The organism is Nocardia asiatica NBRC 100129 (assembly GCF_000308415.1).
Lineage (GTDB): Bacteria > Actinomycetota > Actinomycetes > Mycobacteriales > Mycobacteriaceae > Nocardia > Nocardia asiatica.
This window is the reverse complement of sequence record NZ_BAFS01000016.1, coordinates 1-14085: the sequence shown is the minus strand read 5'-3', so window position 1 is coordinate 14085 and position 14085 is coordinate 1. Positions and strand designations below refer to the sequence as shown.

Annotated in this window: 13 protein-coding genes; 2 read left to right on the top strand and 11 right to left on the bottom strand. The window is 69.6% G+C overall.

Annotated elements, in window-relative coordinates; translation table 11 throughout:
* From ON27_RS45325 to ssd, 6 genes are all read right to left on the bottom strand, one after another.
* Positions 1 to 124, bottom strand: a 124-nt coding sequence (locus ON27_RS45325) for a TadE family type IV pilus minor pilin (protein ID WP_281032753.1), incomplete at its 3' end; no start/stop codon positions are given.
* Between the two features lie 53 nt (positions 125 to 177).
* Positions 178 to 363, bottom strand: a complete 186-nt coding sequence (locus ON27_RS01935) for a DUF4244 domain-containing protein (protein ID WP_043718430.1) — start codon at positions 361 to 363, stop codon at positions 178 to 180.
* A 696-nt stretch (positions 364 to 1059) separates the two neighbouring features.
* Positions 1060 to 1683 carry a type II secretion system F family protein gene (locus tag ON27_RS01930; RefSeq protein ID WP_043718428.1) on the bottom strand — a complete coding sequence of 208 codons (624 nt, stop codon included), beginning with the start codon at positions 1681 to 1683 and terminating at the stop codon, positions 1060 to 1062.
* Between the two features lie 216 nt (positions 1684 to 1899).
* A complete protein-coding gene (locus ON27_RS01925) occupies positions 1900 to 2694 on the bottom strand; it encodes a type II secretion system F family protein (RefSeq protein ID WP_043718426.1) in 795 nt (264 codons plus the stop codon).
* Positions 2691 to 3875, bottom strand: coding sequence for a TadA family conjugal transfer-associated ATPase (locus ON27_RS01920; protein ID WP_043718424.1), 1185 nt, complete (start codon positions 3873 to 3875; stop codon positions 2691 to 2693). Before ON27_RS01920 ends, ON27_RS01925 begins: the two co-directional genes overlap by 4 nt.
* The gene (ssd, locus tag ON27_RS01915) at positions 3872 to 4981 is read right to left on the bottom strand and encodes a septum site-determining protein Ssd (RefSeq protein ID WP_051046130.1); all 1110 of its coding nucleotides are present in this window, start codon (positions 4979 to 4981) and stop codon (positions 3872 to 3874) included. The genes ON27_RS01920 and ssd overlap by 4 nt, the downstream gene beginning before the upstream one ends.
* 626 nt (positions 4982 to 5607) lie before the next feature.
* Here ssd and ON27_RS01910 point away from each other — a divergent pair.
* Positions 5608 to 6417, top strand: coding sequence for an HAD-IB family hydrolase (locus ON27_RS01910; RefSeq protein ID WP_043718419.1), 810 nt, complete (start codon positions 5608 to 5610; stop codon positions 6415 to 6417).
* A gap of 489 nt (positions 6418 to 6906) precedes the next feature.
* Here the strand turns inward: ON27_RS01910 and ON27_RS01905 are convergent, their stop codons facing one another.
* From ON27_RS01905 to ON27_RS01885, 5 genes are read right to left on the bottom strand one after another with little or no spacing between them, the layout of a single operon-like run.
* A complete protein-coding gene (locus ON27_RS01905; RefSeq protein ID WP_043718416.1) occupies positions 6907 to 7653 on the bottom strand; it encodes a Fic family protein in 747 nt (248 codons plus the stop codon).
* 52 nt (positions 7654 to 7705) lie between these two features.
* A complete protein-coding gene (locus tag ON27_RS01900; protein ID WP_043718413.1) occupies positions 7706 to 9382 on the bottom strand; it encodes a dipeptide ABC transporter ATP-binding protein in 1677 nt (558 codons plus the stop codon).
* Positions 9379 to 10332 (bottom strand): ABC transporter permease, encoded by a 954-nt coding sequence (locus ON27_RS01895; RefSeq protein ID WP_043718410.1) that lies wholly within the window; start codon positions 10330 to 10332, stop codon positions 9379 to 9381. The genes ON27_RS01900 and ON27_RS01895 overlap by 4 nt, the downstream gene beginning before the upstream one ends.
* On the bottom strand, positions 10325 to 11251 hold the full coding sequence (locus ON27_RS01890) for an ABC transporter permease (RefSeq protein WP_043718408.1): 927 nt from the start codon (positions 11249 to 11251) through the stop codon (positions 10325 to 10327). The genes ON27_RS01895 and ON27_RS01890 overlap by 8 nt, the downstream gene beginning before the upstream one ends.
* 54 nt (positions 11252 to 11305) lie before the next feature.
* Positions 11306 to 12913, bottom strand: coding sequence for a peptide ABC transporter substrate-binding protein (locus ON27_RS01885; protein WP_245559748.1), 1608 nt, complete (start codon positions 12911 to 12913; stop codon positions 11306 to 11308).
* Between the two features lie 389 nt (positions 12914 to 13302).
* On the opposite strand from ON27_RS01885, the gene ON27_RS01880 reads away from it, so the two are divergent.
* Positions 13303 to 14085: AMP-binding protein (locus tag ON27_RS01880; RefSeq protein ID WP_043718433.1), on the top strand; the 783-nt coding region annotated here is incomplete at its 3' end.

Here is a 14085-nt window from a genome sequence, read left to right as displayed (position 1 = left end):
GTCGGGCCGCCTCACGAGCGGCGTCGACACAGCGGACCTGTGTCGACGCCGCCAGCAGAGCACCGAGACAGAGCACGACGGCGGCGAGGACAGCGGTGAGTGCGAGCGCGGCCTCGACCGTCACCGCGCCTCGGTCGTCGGCCGGTCCCGGCGCGGCACGGCACCACCGTGACGCGGCTACACCGATGTGTTGAGCGCCCGATCGATGATCTTCGTCAGCGCGTCCACGATGCTGTCGCCTGTCACCACGCCGTAGAGCACCGCGCCGAACGCCGCCGCCGCGATCGTGCCGATCGCATACTCGGCCGTGCTCATGCCGTCCTCCGCGACCACCGCCCGCAGCACTCGTGCACGCAGGCCCATATATACAGCCCTCAGTCTGCGGCCCACGGACCTCGCCACCCCCTCGATACGCACCCGATTCCTCCTTTCCGGCTCGTGCGGCCGTTCCGCCCGAGCACGCTTCCTCCGGCGGCCGACGGAGCCACGTCAGGCACCCCCGTTCCGTATGAACTTGGCCACCAGCCACCTTCGGCACCGGCCACAACCCGGTGCGCCCCGCCCCGTGGACAGCGCCGAACTGTGGCGGGTTCGGCGGCCGCTGAACGGGCGGTCCGCTCGCGACCGCTTGCTCATCGACAGCAGCAGTACACGGAAGCGCAAGAGCGACACCGCCGAACGCCTGCGACGACACTTCGCGCGGAGCAGCCATCGGAACACCGGATTGCCGGGGCACCGCCGAACGGGCCAACCGCAGGGAGCCGGACCAGTCACGCGGTGCCCTTCCCGCCTCGAGGCAGAGACGGTGAGTACGAACGTGGCCGCGCAGCCGACCCGCCCCGATGGGAAAGGTCGTGCCGCTACCCGAACCCGCTCCTCCCGCCACAGCTCGTGGCAGAACAACCAGCGCACTCCTGCCTTTCCGCCAGTGCCCACTTCCAGGCCGCCGCGCGGGTCTCGAGTCCGGGTATGCCGTAACCCGACGAACCGGCGCGAGCCCATCGCGCGCATGCTCTCGAGCCCGCACCGGGCGCGGCGCGACCGCACCGTGTGAATCGGCTACAGCAGACCGCCGTCGAGTACTCGGCCCGCCAAGCCGATGACGACCGGGACGATGCCGAGGCAGACGAAGGCAGGCAGGAAGCACAGACCGAGGGGGCCGCCGATCAGTACGCCTGCGCGCTCCGCCCGCGCGGCTGCCGAGTCCTCGACCGCCGAGCGGCGCTGCTCGGCCAGCTCTGTGACCGCGGCGGCCAGTGACGAGCCGGACCGCGCCGAACGGCGTGCCATCCGGGCCAGTGACTCGATTTCCTCGGCGCCGGGACGCCCGTTCGCATCCCGGGCGACCTGTTCCCAGGCCGTGGTCGCATCGGCACCCAGGGCCAGCAGGTCCGCCGCCCGTCGCAAAGCTTCGCCCAGTGATTCCGGCGCTTCCGGCGCCACGGCCCGCGCGGCGGCGGCCATCGGAAGCCCGGCGCGCAGGCAGGCGGCCAGCAGGTCGAGAACCGAGGCGGCAACCAGCGGATCGGTCCCCCGGTTTCCCCGGCCCGACGAGGCCGCCGGTTCGTGCCGCGTTCGGCCGAGGGCATGCAGCCGTCGGCTGACAGCCACCCGCCCTGGCAGCAGTGCCAATGCGGCCGCCACCAGCAGTAACGGCAGTGCCGTCTCGGAAATCGACACCATCGGCAGTCTCCCTCGTCAATACCGTTGCTCGACAATTCCGTGCACTATCGGTCGCCATGTCGCGCGCGACAGCGATGCCGACCACGACTGGCAGGAGAACATCCGCTCGACCGGGCTGGCCTCCGCGCCTCCGCCCTTGACACCCCGGCTCCCCCTTCGCGGCCGACGACTTTCGCCGAACAGTCCACCGACCCCGAGGTGCCATCGAAATACTCCTCATATCAGAACCTTTCGCGTGATGGCATCGCTCCACAGCAAGCCCACGCAGGCCAGGCCCGCACCCAGCGGCAGCAACACCGTCCCGGCGGGCGACCTGAACAGAACGTGCAGCGGTGACGCACCCATCAGTTGGCCCAGCGCTATGCCGAGAAACGGCAAGCAAGCCAGAACCGCGGCAGTGGCGCGTGCGCCGGCCAGCGCGGCGGTGGTGCGGCCGTGGAATCGGATGCGCCCCGCGAGATCCGTCCGGGCTGCCGACAGCAGTTCGGCCAGTGCCAAACCGTGCTGCTCGGCCACCTGCCATGCGCCCGCGACACGGGAAAACTCGGCGGCGACAGCGGAATCCGGGCAGCGCAGCCCCTCCGCCGCCGAGCCACCCAGCCGACTGCGGGCGGCGCCGACGGCGAACGCGCGTGCCGAATCGCCTCGCGCCTCCCGCGCCGTCACTTCGGCGGCCGCACTCGGGTGCGCGCCGACGCGCAACTCGGCTGTCACGGCCTCCAAGGCGTCGAGCAGGTGCCTGCGCTCGTTGTCCCTGTGCAGGTCCCGGGCGGCCCGACGGACTCGCAGCCCGACCGTTCCGGCGATCAAACCCGCTGCGAGGAACGGACCTGCCCCGAAGACGACGAGCGCGATGACGACGCCTGTGACCGCACCGACCCGGAAGACGGTCCCCCGGTGCGGCCTCCGATGCCCCTTGCGCACGGTGAACAGCTGACCGAATCGACGCCGGGGCCGCGGCGCTGGATAAACGAGCAGCGCCGAGGCGAGGCACAACACCGCGCCGCTCATTCTTCGAGCCGTTCGGTGAGCAGGCTGGACAGGTCCGCGGCGGCGGGCGCCGCATCCGTCTCGTGCCAGGCCGGTGTGATGCGCACGCGTCCCGCTTCGGTGCGGTGCACGAGACCGATCTCGCGCAGCCGACGCGAGCCGTCGGATCGTCGGTGCACATGCAGGACGACCTGCACCGCGGCGGCGAGTTGGCTGTGCAGCGCCGCTCGATCCATTCCACCCAGCGCGGCCAGGGCCTCCAGGCGGGCCGGGACCTCCCGCGGCGAGTTGGCGTGCACGGTGCCCGCCCCGCCGTCGTGACCGGTGTTCAACGCGGTCAGCAAGTCGACCACCTCGGCGCCCCTGACCTCGCCGACCACGATTCGGTCGGGCCGCATACGCAGCGCTTGCCGGACCAGGTCGCGGACCGTGACCTCGCCGGCACCTTCCACGTTCGCCGTTCTGGCGACCAAGCGGACCACGTGGGGATGCGGCGGCGCGAGTTCGGCGGCATCTTCGACGCAGACGATCCGCTCGGACGGATCAACCGTGGCGAGCAGGCCCGACAGCAGCGTCGTCTTTCCTGCCCCGGTGCCGCCGACCACGAGGAATGCCAACCGCGCCCGGACGATTCGCTTCAGTAGCACCTTCGCCGCGGCGGGTACCGAACCTGCCGCCGCGAGTGCGTCGAGCCCCTGCGTGGCCGGGCGCAGCACACGTAGTGACAGGCAGGTGCCGCCGTGCGCGACCGGCGCGAGTACCGCGTGCAAGCGGACACCGAACGAGTCCCCCAGCGCCGCACCGGTTCCGGCCAGTCGGCCGTCCACCCACGGCTGCGCGTCGTCGAGTCGCCGCCCTGCCGACAGCGCCAAGCGCTGCGCCAGCCGCCGGACGGCGGCCTCGTCGGAGAAGGTGATGGCGGTCTTCTCCAGACCATGCCCGCGGTCGATCCAGACCGCGTCCGGACCGGTTACCAGAACGTCGGCGACATGCGGATCGTGCAGCAGCGGTTCGAGTACGCCCGCGCCGGTCAGCTCGGTCTGCAACAACCGCAGCGCCCGCAGCAGGTCGGTGTCGCCGAGCACCCCGCCCGCCTCGGCGCGGATAGCGGCGGCGACCTGCGCCGGATCCGGATCGCCGGTTTCGCCGGCCAATCGCTCCCGTACCCGGTCCAGCAGCTCGCTGGTAAGTATCGCGCTCATCGCCGCTGCCCGGGTGACGCGCTGAGCACATCGAGCACGGCGTCGGCGGCATCGCGCAGCGGGCCGCGGCGGCGGAGCGAGAGGCCGCCGCGCTCCAGGCGGTGCGCCAGACCGGCCTGGGCGCCGACGGCAGCCAGCAGCGGAAGGTCGAGCACCTCGGCGACCTCGCCTCCGCGTAGCCCGCCGGGTGCAGGCCCGCGGACGATCAAGCCCTGGTTCGGGTTTCGCCGAGCGATATAGGCCGATACCGCTTCGGCGGCGGCGACCGCTCGCAGGCGCGCCGGAACGATCAAGACCACCAGATCCGCGGAGTCGAGCATCTGGTCGGCATGTGCCCCGCGCTCGCCCGAAATATCGCAAACTACGAAATCGCCTGCGGCCCGGCCCGCTTCGATCACCGCGCGAACTCCGGCGGAGCCGAGCTCGCGCGGCAACCGTCCCGCACCGCAGCGCCCGCAGGACAACACCGCGAGCCCCGGCGCCGCGACGGGCAGTGCGCCGTGCAGCGCCGCCGCGGACACGCGACCGTCCTCCACCACCAGGTCGGGCCAGCGCAGGCCCGCCGTGTTCTCGATACCGAGCAGCAGGTCGAGGCCACCGGCGAAGGGTGCGCCGTCGACCAGCAAGGTGTCGCGCCGGAACCCTTCGGTGGCCGCGCGCAGCGCGATCGCGACGGCCAGGGTGGACGCCCCGGCGCCGCCGCCCGCTCCCGCTACGGCGACCACCACGCCGTCTCCCGCGCGCTGCTCGCCGTACTCAGCAAACATCTCGATCAGCTCCACCGCCGCGCCCGGCAGGGCGATAGCCCGCTCGGCCCCGACCGAGGCGGCGGCCTGCCAATCGAGCAAACCCGGCTCACCGTCGGTTACCAGCACCACGCCGGTCCTGCGCAGATAGCCGCTCGCGGCCGCCTCCCGCGCCGCATGGGTGTCCAGGATCACCAGCGGAGCGCCGGTCCAAGCGTGTCTGCCGACGGGGTATGCCCGCTCGTCGAGCGCCCGTTCGGCTGCGGCCGCGACTCGCCGGACTTCGTCGCGCAGCCGGTCGTCATCGATGAGCACGAGGGCGGGCGGCGGTCCGCTCGGCTCCGATGCTTCCAGGTTCATGCAGGTCAGCGTCGCTGAACTGGACCAGGGAAAGAAAGGGCAGGATGCCGAATGTGGACAACTCGCGAGCTGTGGACAACCACCCGAGCCACGCGGCCTACGAACCTTCCCCGAAATAGAGGACGGCCCCAGCCGGGGGGGGAGGAGGCTGGGGCCGTCGGGTTCAGCCCCGGGGGGTCGGGCTGAACGCGCCTGGACCATGTCCAGGTGCCAGCAATACTACACCCATGCCCCGGCCACCACGCAAGTCTGTCGTCGGACATCTTTGCGGCCGCCGTAGCCCCGGCGTCTGCGGGGCAAACCTCTCCGCCGCGCCGCCCACCGCGGACGCACCGGCCGGAACACCGCTAGCCGGAGGCGCTCAGCCGCGCCCATCCGCCGCCCATCTGGGCCGATCGAAGGCAAGACAGCCACATAACAGGCACGGCGGGCCCGTCCATCCTCGATCACACTCAGCCGTTCCGAAGCAGCGCTGCCCGGGCAGTTGCGCAGCCCCCTCGAAGCCGAGACAGCCGCGCGATCTCGCGACACGCGCACGTCGGCATGATCGCGCCGAAGGCGTGCCGCCCCGCCGAACGAAGTCCGCCCGGCCCAGCGGAGGCGAGGCCGCCCCCTATCCTGGTCAGGTGGACAACTCAGCCACCGCGGGCGGACGCGTCGCCGCCTTCTTCGATCTGGACAAGACCGTGATCGCGAAGTCGAGCACGTTCGTGTTCAGCAAGCCCTTCTACGCGCAGGGGCTCCTGAACCGGCGCGCCGTCTTGGAGAGCAGCTACGCCCACTTCCTGTTCCTGCTCTCCGGCGCCGACCACGACCAGATGGAACGGATGCGCGCCCACCTGACCAGCATGTGCGCGGGGTGGGACGTCGAACAGGTGAAATCCATTGTGGCCGAGACACTGCACGAGCTGGTCGATCCGCTGATCTACGCGGAGGCCGCCGACCTGATCGCCGACCACAAGATCCGGGGTCACGACGTGGTGATCGTCTCGGCCTCCGGCGAGGAGATCGTGGGCCCGATCGCGGCGGCGCTGGGCGCCTCGCACACGGCGGCCACCCGGATGGTCGTGGCGGACGGCAAGTACACCGGCGAGGTGGAGTTCTACTGCTACGGCGAGGGCAAGGTCACCGCTGTCGAGAAACTCGCCGCCAGCGAGGGTTACGACCTCACCCGCTGCTACGCCTACTCCGACTCGATCACCGATCTGCCGCTGCTCGGCGCGGTGGGCCACCCCACCGCGGTCAACCCGGATCGCAATCTGCGCCGCGAGGCCACCGCGCGCGGCTGGCCGATCCTCACCTTCTCCAACCCCGTGTCGCTGTGGGCGCGCTTCCAGGCGCCGTCATCGACGACACTGGCGGCCACCGCCGCGGTCGGCTTGAGCGCGGTGCTGGCCGGCGCGATCAGCTACCGGATGCTGCGTCGCCGGCGCTGAGATCGGGCTGCCCGAGCTCGCGCCGTCCTCGGTCGCCGGATGCTTGCCGGAGGGTTCGCCGACTTAGCAGACAGGGCGAAGGACCAGGCATTTAACCACGAAACGCCGCGAAACACGCCGATTATTCGATGTCTTGCGACCCCTTGATGTGAGTGCAGTCACAGTGTAGAAAGGTAACTACGGAAGGACGGAAGGCCAAGGCAGCACCGGAAGAGAAGGCACTGTCTCCCGACCCTTCTTCCCAGCACGGACACCAGGCACCCACGCGGAGCGCGCCGCGACAAGGGCAGAAGCGTTGTGGGCCTGCGAAATACGGATAGTCGACGGCGAAGGCCTCGCACAGGTTGCGGGGATGAACCGGCCGATGTCCGGATTGTCGCCGAGGCCGCAGAACACAACCCACCTAGCACGCTTGGTAACCGGGTAGTCCGTGCTCGCGGGCGGTGAGGTCGACAGACAACGCCGCCCGCTTTGACGTGTACGGGGGGATCAATTCACCGCCGAGTCGGCGATCGACGTGGCCTCGCGCGCACCGTCCTCCAACGCCCCGCAGCAGTAGATCACCCAGCCGCCCACGGCCTCCGCATCCCCGGTCGCGAACCCGGCGGCCGCGTCGAGATACGCCTGACGCCTCCGCAGCCAGAACACCTCCGGCACGCCGAGGCTGTGCGGGTCCAGCCCACTGGACACCGCGACCAGCCTGGAGGCCGCCCGCGCGACCACCCCGTCGGCCGTGCCGAACGGCCGCAGCGCCAGTAGCTCACCGTGTACTACGGCGGCGATCACCGGCGCGGGCGCTCGCGAGCCGAGCACCGTCTGCGCCAGCAGATCCAGCCGCTGCGCCACACCCGAGTCGCCGCGCGGCCTGCCGAGCCCTTCTTCCTGGTCCACCAGATCGGCCGCGGCGAGCAGATGCAGCCGCGCCAGCGCCTGCAGCGGAGCGCGCTGCCAGGTGCCCACCAGATTCCGCAGCGCGTCGCCGTCCAGCGCCTGCCCCACGCGCAGCGATCCGGCCAGGATCGGGTCGGCCACGCGCCCGTCGGCGGGGATGTCCGTGCTGCCGCCGTCGATCGCCGCCGAGGATCGGGCGGCACGCACCGCGGCCTCGGCCGCCGTGGTCGGCCAGCCGCGCCGGTTCGCTTTGTGCCGGTGCACCTCGGCGAGCGCGTCGCGGGCGCGGTCGGCCGCGTCCCGGACACCGGGCAGATCGACGAGGGGCTGCAGCGGATCGGTCACGGGATACGAGGCTACTTGCGCCCATGCGCAGCGATCCGCGCGACCGGCTCGGCTACCCGGCCAGCAGATCGCGTCCCGGGATCGCGTCGAGCAGCTTGCGCGTGTACTCCTGCTGGGGATCGTCGAACACTTCGTCGGTGGTCGCCGCTTCGACCACCCGGCCGCGCCGCATGACCAGCACGTCGTCGGCGATCTGCCGGACGACGGCCAGATCGTGGGTGATGAACAGATAGCTCAGTCCCAGCTCCGCCTGCAGTTCGCTGAGCAGCCGCAGGATCTGCGCCTGCACCAGGACGTCGAGCGCGGAGACCGCCTCGTCGCACACCACCACTTCCGGCCGTAGCGCGAGCGCACGCGCGACCGCCACGCGCTGGCGCTGCCCCCCGGACAGCTCGTTGGGGTAGCGCCGCATGACACCGGCCGGCAGCGCGACCTTGTCGAGCAGTTCTCGCACCATCGCCTCCCGCTGCGCCGGAGTGCCGATCCGGTGGGTCCGCAACGGCTCCTCGATGGTGCGGTAGATGGTGTACATCGGGTCCAGCGAGCCGTACGGGTCCTGGAAGATCGGCTGCACCCGGCGCCGGAACGCGAAAGCGCTCTTGCCGACCAGGGTGGCCACGTCTTCGCCGTCGAAGGTGACCGTGCCGGAGGTGGGCTCGAGCAGACCGAGCACCATGCGCGCCACTGTCGTCTTGCCGGAACCGGATTCGCCGACGATCGCGGTGGTCGACCCGCGCCGCAGCCGGAACGACACATCGTCCACGGCGACGAACTCGGTCGACTTCCACGGTGCGCGATCGCGCATGCGGAACGTCTTCGTCAGGTGTTCGACCACCACCACGTCCTCCGGCGCCGCCGTGTCGCCGGCCGCCGCCGCTACGGCTTGCGCGTGGATCTCGGCTCGGCGCCGCACCGCCGACCGGCGCTGCGCGGCCAGCGAGGGCGCCGAACTCACCAGCCGCTTGGTGTACAGGTGCTGGGGATCTCGCAGAATCCGCAGGGCGGGGCCGGATTCCACGACGCGGCCGCGATACATCACCACCAGGTGCTCGGCGCGCTCGGCCGCCAAGCCGAGGTCGTGGGTGATCAACAGGACCGCGGTGCCGAGGTCGGCGGTGAGGTGTTCGAGATGGTCGAGGATCTGACGCTGCACCGTCACGTCGAGCGCCGAGGTCGGCTCGTCGGCGATGAGCAGCTTGGGCCGGCAGGACAGGCCGATCGCGATCAACGCCCGCTGGCGCATACCGCCGGAGAACTCGTGCGGGTACTGGCCGACCCGGCGTTCGGCGTCGGGCATGCCCGCCTCCTCGAGCAGCTCGACCGCCCGCTTCGCGGCGGCCTTGCCCTTCGCGATGCCGTTGGCCTCGAGGGTTTCGCGGATCTGGAAACCGATCTTCCACACCGGGTTCAGGTTCGACATCGGGTCTTGCGGGACCAGCCCGATTCCGCTGCCGCGAACCGCGACAATGTCTCGTTTGGAGGCGGCGGTGAGTTCCTTGCCGTCGAATCGGATCGAGCCGGAGGTGATCTGGCCTGTGCCGGGCAGCAGGTCGATGATCGCGTGCGCGGTGGTCGACTTGCCCGAACCGGATTCGCCGACGATGGCCACGGTCTGGCCGGGATAGACCGACAGGCTCACATCCCGCACCGCGGGCACCGGCTTGCCGTCGGCGGTGAAAGCGACGTTCAGATCGGTGATCTCCAGCAGCGGCCGCGCCGAGTCACTCATCGCTTCCTCGCCTTCGGGTCGAGGGCGTCGCGCACGGCGTCGCCCAGCATGATGAAGCTGAGCACGGTCAGCGCCAGCGCCGTCGCCGGATAGAACAGGATGGCCGATGTGCGGATCTCCTTCTGCCCGGTGGCGATGTCCGCGCCCCAGGACACCACCGTGCGCGGCAGCCCGACGCCGAGATACGACAGCGTCGCCTCGGTGACGATGAAGACGCCCAGCCACAGTGTGGTCACCACGATCAGCGGTCCCGCCGCGTTCGGCAGGACGTGACGCAGCAGCGTCTGGAATCGGGAGACGCCGAGCGCTTTCGCCGCCGTCACGTAATCGCTGTTCTGTGCTTGGATCACCGCGCTGCGGGCGATCCGCGCCGCTTGCGGCCAGGTGAACGAGGCTAGGATGACGATCACGGTCCAGATCGTGCGCGCGTCCAGCAGCTGCATGATCACGATGGCGGCCAGCATGAGCGGGATCGCGTAGAAGATCTCGGCGACCCGCGAGACGATCGAGTCGAGCGGCCCGCCGTAGAACCCGGACAGCGCCCCGAGCGTTCCCCCGATCAGCACGAACAACAGCGTCGCGCCCACCCCGGCCAGCACCGACGCCCGTGCGCCGTGGACGGTCCGGGCGTAGATGTCGCAGCCTTGCTTGTCGAATCCGAACGGGTGGCCCACGCTGCGCGGGTCCATGCTGAAGTCGCCGTTGCAGTAGCGCGGATCCTGATCGGTGAACAACCCCGGCCAGATCACCACGACCAGCACGAACACGATCAACACCGCCGCCACGACGAAGATCGGGTTGCGCCGCAGCTGCCGCCACGCGTCGCCCCAGATGCTGCTCGGCGCGCCCGCGTCGAGCACGGCGTCGGTGGCGAGCACCTCGACCTCGTCGGCCGGTGCGACGAAATGCTCCTGGCCACGGCGCGCCGTGCACTCGGTCGGGTCAGGCATAGCGGATCCTCGGGTCGAGTGCGGCGTAGAGCAGGTCGACGATCAGGTTCGTGAGCAGGAAGATCACGATCAGCACCGTGACGAAGGAGACCACGGTGGGCGGCTCCCCCCTGGTGATGGCCTGATACAGCGTGCCGCCGACACCGGGGATGTTGAAGATCCCCTCCGTGACGATCGCGCCGCCCATCAGCGCGCCCAGGTCGGCGCCGAGGAAGGTGACCACCGGGATCATCGAGTTGCGCAGGATGTGCACGGTCACCACGCGCGGCCTGCCCAGCCCCTTGGCGGTCGCGGTGCGCACGTAGTCGGCGGACATGTTCTCCGCCACCGAGTTCCGCGTCAGGCGCAGCACGTAGGCGAACGAGAGCGAGCCGAGCACGAACGCGGGCACCAGCAGTTCGCCGACCGTCGCCTTCCCGGAGACGGTCACCGGGGCGACCCCCCACTTGACCCCGAGCAGATACTGCGCGAGGAAGCCCACCACGAAGACCGGCACCGCGATGACGATCAGGCTGACCACGAGCATCGTCGAATCGAACAGCTTGCCTTTGCGCAGCCCGGCGATCAGGCCGAACAGCACGCCGAAGACCGATTCGATCAGCACGGCCATGAACGCCAGCTTGATGGTGATCGGAAACGCGCGCGCGAGTTCGTCCCGCACCGGCCTGCCGGAGAAGGCGGTGCCGAAGTCCAGCGTGACGATGCCCTTCAGATACAGCAGGTACTGCACGATGAAGGGCTCGTCCAGGTGGTAACGCGCCCGCAGCTGCGCCTCCACCGCGGGCGTCATCGGCTTGTCACCGGCGAGCGCGTGGATCGGGTCGCCAGGGACGAGGAACACCAGGGCATAGATGAGCAGCGTCGCGCCGAGGAACACGGGGATCATCTGAAGCAGACGCCGCCCGACGTACCAGGCCATCGCACCTCCCGGATAGCACCGCCGAGCGTCACGCGGACGCCGGGCGGCGAGCGGCTACTTCTCGATGTTCTCGAAGTCGAACAGACCGTTCCAGGCGAGTTCGGCCTTGGCGACCCGGTCGGAGCGTCCCGCCGCGGCCACGTAGTCGAACACCGGGATGTCGGCCAGGTCCTGCAGCAGCAGGGCCTGCGCCTGCGCGACGATCTTGTAGGACTCCTCCTGGGTCGGTGCGGCCAGGGCGGCATCGAGCAGGCGGTCGAATTCGGGGTTCTTGTAGTCGACGTTGTTCGTGTCGGAGTAGCTGTAGTACTGCGAGGTGAGGAACTGCAGCATGGTCGGATAGTCGCCTTGCCAGCCGTAACGGAACGCCTTGTTGATGGTGCGGGCGTTCACCTCGTCGCGGATGTTCTTGAACGTCGGGTACGGCGTGCCGACGGCATCGATGCCGAGGGTGTTCTTGACGCTGTTGGCCACCGCCTCGATCCATGCCTGGTGGCCGCCGTCGGAGTTGTAGGCGATCTCGTAGCGGCCCGACCACGGCGAGATCGCGTCGGCCTGCGCCCATGCCTTCTTGGCCTCGTCGGGGTTGTACTTCAGCACCTCCGAGCCGGGCAGATTCGGCTCGAAACCGGGCAGCGTGCTGGCGGTGAAGTCGCGCGCCGGAATGCGGGTGCCGTGAAAGATGTTCTGCGCGATCTGTTCCCGGTTGATCGCCATGGAGATCGCCCGGCGCCGCAGCAGCCCTTCCGCACCGGCGAAGTGCGCGACGTTGGACTGGATACCGATGTGCTGGTTCTGCGCGCTGGGCTTGGTGATCGCGCGGTCGCCGAGATCCTGCTCGTAGGAGGTCAGCGCACTGTCGGGCACGGTGTCGAGCGCGTCCAGGTTGCCCGCCTGCAGGTCCGCGTAGGCGGTGTCGAAGGACTGGTACATCACGAACCGCAGCCCCTTGTTCTTGGCCGGGCGGCCGCCGGGGTAGTCCGGATTGGGCGCGAGGTCGATCTTGACGTTGTGCTCCCACGCCCCGTTTCGCGCGAACTTGTAGGGGCCGTTGCCGATCGGGTTCTCCCCGAAGGCCTTGATGTCCTTGAACGCGGCTTCAGGCAACGGATAGAACGGCGCGTACCCCAGTTCGGTCTCGAAGTCGATCGAGGGCGCTTTCAGCTCGATGGTGAAGGTGCGGTCGTCGATCACCTTCAGCCCCGACATCGTCTGCGCGGTGGGGTTTTCCGCGGACACCTCGTCGAAACCGACGATGGGACCGAACACATAACTCTGCAACTGCGCGTTGCTGCCGAGCGCCCCGTAGTTCCAGGCGTCGACGAACGACTTCGCCGTCACGGGGGTGCCGTCGGTGAACTTCCAGTTGGGTTTGATGGTCACCCGATAGTTCTTGCGGTCGGTGGTCTGGATCGACTCCGCCATCTCGTCGTGCGCCTTGCCCGCGGCGTCGTAGTACTTCAGACCCGCGAACAGCCGGTCGACCACCCGCCCGCCCATGTTCTCGTTGGTGTTGGTGGGCACCAGCGGATTCTGCGGCTCACCGCCGTTGACGGTGACGATGTCGGCGTCGGCGCCGTCACCGGAGGAACATGCGGACAGTCCGAGGCCACCGGCCAGCACGACCGCCGCGGTCAGCGCCACCGCTCTGTGGAATTTCAACGCGTCCTCCCGGTGCGAAGGGGGGAGCCGGACGCCACGCGCGCGGGTCCATCAGCGCATGCCGCCACGATCCCCCTGTGTGGTTGGCAGAGTAACGACCGGCGCGGGCACTGTCACCTGATTGATCCGAGTTCGTTGCACTTGTTACCGATCCGGCAACATCGCCGAAACACCCCGACTTTCCTGCGGAAATGCCCATTCGGCTGGAATATTGCCACGGGGAGGTCAGCGGGGAGCGCTGCGCGCCGACGCCGGGAGGGCGGAGCGCGGCGACGCGAGGCCGCCAAGACCCGGGCGCCACACCGTGCGCGGCGTGGGTCACAGTTGATTACTGTCGAACTCGGCTGCGTCGAATCGAGCGCTCAGGCTACGTGGAAAGAAGAGACGAGATGACTGAAACCAGCGCCGACCACAAAGACTCGTACCCGCCCACCGCGGAGTTCGCCGCGGCGGCGAACGCCGACGCCGGACTCCACGAGCGGGCGGCGGCCGATCGTGACGCGTTCTGGGCCGAGCAGGCCGGGCGGCTGCATTGGCATCAGCCGTGGACACAGGTGCTGGATTGGAGTGACGCGCCGGTAGCCAAATGGTTCGTCGGCGGCAAACTCAACGTCGCCTACAACTGCCTGGACCGCCACGTCTTGGCCGGCCACGGCGACCAGATCGCCATCCACTTCGAAGGCGAACCCGGCGACACCCGCGCCATTACCTACCGCGAACTACTCCACGAAGTCTGCCGCGCCGCCAACTACCTCACCGAACTCGGCCTCACCGCCGGCGACCGCGTCGCGATCTACATGCCGATGATCCCCGAAGCCCTCATCGCCATGCTCGCCTGCGCCCGCCTCGGTGTGACCCACTCCGTGGTCTTCGCCGGATTCTCGCCCACCGCCCTGCGCCAACGCGTAGACGACGCCCGCGCCCGCCTGATCATCACCACCGACGGACAATGGCGCCGCGGCAAAACCGCCCCGCTCAAGCAAGCCGTCGACGAAGCCCTCGCCCACGACGACACGCCCTCCAGCGTCGAAAACGTGCTGGTGGTACGCCGCACCGGCGTCGAAGTCCCCTGGACCGAGGGCCGCGACCTGTGGTGGCACGACACCGTCGCCCCCGCCTCCCCCACCCACGAACCCGAAGCCTTCGACGCCGAACACCCCCTGTTCATCCTG

Excerpts from the sequence above, each read along its gene's own strand:
- ON27_RS01920 (WP_043718424.1), bottom strand. The coding sequence starts at position 3,875 with ATGAGCGCGATACTTACCAGCGAGCTGCTGGACCGGGTACGGGAGCGA.
- ON27_RS01900 (WP_043718413.1), bottom strand. The coding sequence starts at position 9,382 with ATGAGTGACTCGGCGCGGCCGCTGCTGGAGATCACCGATCTGAACGTC.
- ON27_RS01895 (WP_043718410.1), bottom strand. The coding sequence starts at position 10,332 with ATGCCTGACCCGACCGAGTGCACGGCGCGCCGTGGCCAGGAGCATTTC.
- ON27_RS01935 (WP_043718430.1), bottom strand. The coding sequence starts at position 363 with ATGGGCCTGCGTGCACGAGTGCTGCGGGCGGTGGTCGCGGAGGACGGC.
- ssd (WP_051046130.1), bottom strand. The coding sequence starts at position 4,981 with ATGAACCTGGAAGCATCGGAGCCGAGCGGACCGCCGCCCGCCCTCGTG.
- ON27_RS01925 (WP_043718426.1), bottom strand. The coding sequence starts at position 2,694 with ATGAGCGGCGCGGTGTTGTGCCTCGCCTCGGCGCTGCTCGTTTATCCA.
- ON27_RS01890 (WP_043718408.1), bottom strand. The coding sequence starts at position 11,251 with ATGGCCTGGTACGTCGGGCGGCGTCTGCTTCAGATGATCCCCGTGTTC.
- ON27_RS01930 (WP_043718428.1), bottom strand. The coding sequence starts at position 1,683 with ATGGTGTCGATTTCCGAGACGGCACTGCCGTTACTGCTGGTGGCGGCC.